3 protein-coding genes are annotated in these 3,773 nt (G+C 58.1%); all 3 read left to right on the top strand.

Annotated features, from left to right (window positions below; translation table 11 throughout):
* Positions 1-446 (top strand): type IV secretion system protein (locus G7Y44_RS10150; RefSeq protein ID WP_206214469.1); only part of this gene is annotated, 446 nt, incomplete at its 5' end.
* Between the two features lie 119 nt (positions 447-565).
* Positions 566-1,030 (top strand): DNA gyrase, encoded by a 465-nt coding sequence (locus G7Y44_RS10145; RefSeq protein WP_165249644.1) that lies wholly within the window; start codon positions 566-568, stop codon positions 1,028-1,030.
* A gap of 9 nt (positions 1,031-1,039) precedes the next feature.
* On the top strand, positions 1,040-3,773 hold a 2,734-nt coding region (locus G7Y44_RS10140; protein WP_165249642.1), incomplete at its 3' end, for a SpaA isopeptide-forming pilin-related protein.

The raw sequence follows: 3,773 nt of genomic DNA, 5'->3' as shown, positions 1-3,773 counted from the left end.
TGTCGGTCGTTACCGCAGATGATGACCTCTCAGCACTTCTTGCCCTGCTCGTCGTGGCCGTCATAAGCTGGCTTGTGGTGCTCATCGCCTACATCGTCGCGCTCGTCGTCTGCTGGGCGCGTGCCATCCAGCTCTACGTCATGGCGGCCTTCTCGCCCATTCCCCTCGCGTTTCTCGGCTTCGACCAGACGCGCCAGATAGGCATCGGGTACCTGAAGAGCTTCGGAGCCGTCTGCATAGCGGGCCTCATCATCTTGGTGCTGCTCATCAGCTTCCCTGTGATCTTAGGCGGCATCGTCGCGGTGAACCCCGGTACGGGAACGCCGATGGACGCCATCGCGAACGGGCTTACCTACGCGCTTCAGTATCTCGCCATGTGCATCCTGCTCATCCTTTCCCTTGTCAAGAGCGGAACCTGGGCGCGAGAGATCGTAAGCGGGTTCTAGCGACGAGCACGCCAGTTAAGGAGGTGGTGCCTATGGGCTGAAAGGTTGCGCGCAAGCGCTGGGGTCATTCCACATCAAGGCCCCAGATAAGCCGATCAAGATTCAAAGGAGCAAGACACATGGAAGAGAGAAAGAACGTCTATCTGACGCTTCACCGCAAGTTCGTGCACGAGAACATCATCTACACCGACCGCAAAACAGGAGAGAGCAAGACCTTCCACTCCGTGACGCTGCCCAAAGGCACGATCATCGACGGGGTTGACGTGAGCTACTACCAGTTCAGCCCGATGTTCGTGAGCCCGTCCCGCTTCAAGGGTGAGAACTACCGTGACATGCCGCTTCTGGCAAGTCGCGAGATCTGGCTCAAGAAGGGGCTTGTGAACCCCGACGGCACACCCGTAAGAGATGAAAACGGCAAAGAGGTGAAAGACATCGTCAAGGTCATGCCCGCAGCGCTCAAGCAGGCCGTGGACAACTCACGCAAGGAGTTTTTGGCATCGCTGAGCGACAAAGCAAAGGATGCTCGCGAGGCATCGCAGAACCAAAGCCGAGAGACCGAGCGCCCTGAGCCTGTGACCCGCTAAGGAGGAACCATGGAAACAACAATCAATGCTGCGCGGCACTCCAAGGTGGTCAGGTGCGTGCTCGCCATCCTCATCGCGGCGTCTACGGCTTTCGGAACGCTCGCCCAAGCAACACCGGGTGCCTATGCGGCAGAATCCGCCAACCTCTCGGTCGGCGGCATGATCCCCTACGCCGGATACGCCACCAACTGGATGTATGCCGATGGCGAGATGGCCTACTGCGGCAATCCGTCTGCGAGCACACCTCCTTCCGGCAGCTACGCCAAAAGCACCATCAGTGCGCCCTCGGGGCGTGACAGTGAGGCCATAGCGGACCTCTGGTTTGGCTATGGGAGCCCGGGTTTTGACAAAAATCTATGGCCAAGCACCTGGTACGACGGAAGTGCTATGACCGATGCGCGCTACGCGGCACTCACGCACATCCTGCTCTCTGACACGTTCGCGTCAAATGGTCACTACGCGCTTTTTGGTTGCAACGAGTCGTTCAAGTCGTGGTGTCGCCAAAACGTGATCGGCTTCGGAACGAACGGCCAAGAGATCAACCCGAACGCAACGGGGCGTCTGATCTGCGCCCGCCAGGGCGAGGTACCGGGCAACTTCGAGCCCTTCATGCTCCACACCGGTGCCGGAAACCAGCTTATCCTCTCGTTCAAATACATCCCTTACGGCGCACTTGACCTTATGAAGGTAACCGAGAACCCCTCGATGTGTGAGGGTAATTCCCTCTACTCCCTCGCCGGGGCCGAGTACACCGTCTACAAAAACGAGGGCCTTACCGACAAGGCCGGCGTCATCACAACTGATGCAAATGGCTACGGCAGCCTCGGTGAGCTCGAAGAGGGCGACTACTGGGTCATGGAGACCAAGCAAGCCCCGGGGCACGCACTTGACACGACTGTCTATAAGACCCATGTGACCCCGAACGCGACGACGCGTGTGAACGAACGTGAGGTGTCAGACATCGCACAGTCTGACCCGGTGGGCATGCTGCTTGGCAAGGTCGACGCGCAGACAGGAGAGTCTGTACCCCAAGGTGACGCCACCCTCGAAGGCGCGCTTTTCACGGTACGCTACTATGCGGGTGATTTTGCAACGGCACAAGACGCAGAAGCCTCTGGCAGCCCTGCCCGCACCTGGGTGTTTGAGACCGATGAAGACGGCTTTGCCTACTACTCCGAGGAATACAAGTACTCAGGGGATGTTCTCTACTACCAGACCAACGGGGATGCCTCCATCCCGCTCGGCACGATTCTCGTGCAGGAGACCCGCGCACCACGCGGCTACAATCTCGATGACGGGCACGGCGGGGACCCCAAAGTGTTTTGCATCCGCATCACCGAAGACGGGGCAGCTGGCGAGAGCGTCTACACCTACAACTCACCTAAGGTGCCCGATACCGTAAAACATGGCGACTTCCGCCTCGTGAAGGAAGTCCCCACCACCATCTACTCTGATCCGACAGGAGACATGCCCCAGGAGGTCGAGCGCGTGCTCGTGCCCGGAGTTAAGTTCGAGCTTATCAACTCCTCTGCGCATCCAGTTGTCTCACCTGAGACCGGAAAGCTCGTTAAGCCGGGAAGTCGCGTCTGCACGATCATCACGGACACAAACGGCCTTGCCACTACAAAAGACGATCACGCCAAGGTAAACGGCTGGAGCAAGCCTTCTGACTGGAGTGGCGCGCTGGCGTACGGCACCTACACCGTACATGAGGTGATACCCGATCATGTGGCAAAAGACTTTAAGGAAACATGGGGCAAGGACCTTCTTCCCGTCCCCGACTGGAAGACGGTCATCTCCAAGGAGGGCCAATACGACCCGCCCCAGCTTGTAAACGACCACATCCCGCAGACACCGCTTAAGATCGAAAAGGTTGACGCAGAAACCGGCAAGCACATTCCGCTGCCGTGCAGCTTTAAGCTGCTCGATGCGAATGGCGAGCCTATCACCTACACCTTCCATTACCCGGCAACCGAGACGCTTGACACCTGGACGGCCAATGAGCGCGGAGAGCTCACGTTGCCCATGCTCTTAGAGCAGGGCGACTACACCTTGACGGAGGTCGATGCCCCTTACGGATACGTGAAGGAGCTTGAGGGCAAGACGTTTAGCGTCGGTGCTGACTACAAGGGATGGGATGACCCTCTCGTTATCGAGTTTGCGGACATGCCGCAAAAGGCCACCATCACCGTTGCCAAGACGGATGCCTGGACAGGTGAGGCAGTCGATGATTCCGTCTACATCATAAAGGCGGCTGAGACCATCCAAACGCCTGAGGGAACTATCCGGGCGCATGAGGGCGAGATCGTAGCCACGCTTACCACAGGCGAGGACGGCAAGGCGACAAGCCCTGAGCTCTACCTTGGCACCTACACGATCTATGAGGCACAGGCCAAGGACGGCTATGCGCTCGACGTCATGGAAAAGACAGTCACGCTTGACTACGAGGGGCAAGATGTCGCGGTATACGACCACGAGGAGGCCGTAGTCGACGAACCGACCAACCCTGAGATCCTCAAAACCGATGCACTTGATCATGAAACCGTTGTCCCCGGTGCCGTATTCCACATCTGGAACGACGAGGGAACCTTCGATGAAGAGATGACCACTGACAACGAGGGCATGATATCGCTTGCCTATGCCAAGCACGGAAGCTATCACATCCAAGAGGTTGAGGCACCCGAAGGTTATGCCATCACCGACCTTGACGAGGAAGGAAGCGCTCGTGTCATCGACTTTACGG

The organism is Adlercreutzia sp. ZJ141, from assembly GCF_011038965.1.
Classification (GTDB): domain Bacteria; phylum Actinomycetota; class Coriobacteriia; order Coriobacteriales; family Eggerthellaceae; genus ZJ141.
The sequence above is the reverse complement of the archived record's forward strand: the minus strand, read 5'-3'. Positions and strand labels throughout refer to the sequence as shown.